At 48.3% G+C, this 480-nt stretch carries 1 protein-coding gene; it reads right to left on the reverse strand.

Annotation, left to right across the window (positions count from 1 at the left end):
* Positions 1 to 182 (reverse strand): hypothetical protein (locus AC1DCY_RS27560; protein ID WP_477355915.1); only part of this gene is annotated, 182 nt, incomplete at its 3' end.
* Between the last annotated feature and the right edge of the window lie 298 nt (positions 183 to 480).

The following is a 480-nucleotide window of genomic DNA, read 5'->3' on the forward strand; positions in this document are numbered from 1 at the left end:
CCCTCGATGGGTGTCGTCAGCAGAATGACCGGTGCATTCAAAATTGCCCGTGTCGCCGATGTCGACAGCAGCGGCATCAGCAACGTCGAGAGCAACAGCCAGATGATAAATACCAGGACACCCAAGCCCACCAGACGCGGCAACAGGGACCATGAAAAAAACCTTGAGCGTTCTTCTGCCATGTTTAATTCTCTCAATAAGCCATGAACACACACGGCTATATGTCAGCACTGCGCAGCCGTCATGCTCGATTAGAACGCAACCGCGAAACACATTAAGCAGGATCAACGAAAGCGGATCATCAACTCCCCGGACAGCAATAAAGCCCGCACGGTTTATTTAGATTCAGTGTGATGTGAGCAGGAATAAGTTCCCTGTCTTTTTGGAGTATTAGTTGCCATCATGACGCACATTAAAACGCCATTACTTTTAAAGCAGCACTGCCAAAGTTGTGAAAGTTACCGTGAATATTTTCCCGAC

It is taken from the genome of Lysinibacillus sp. 10T31 (assembly GCF_056394365.1).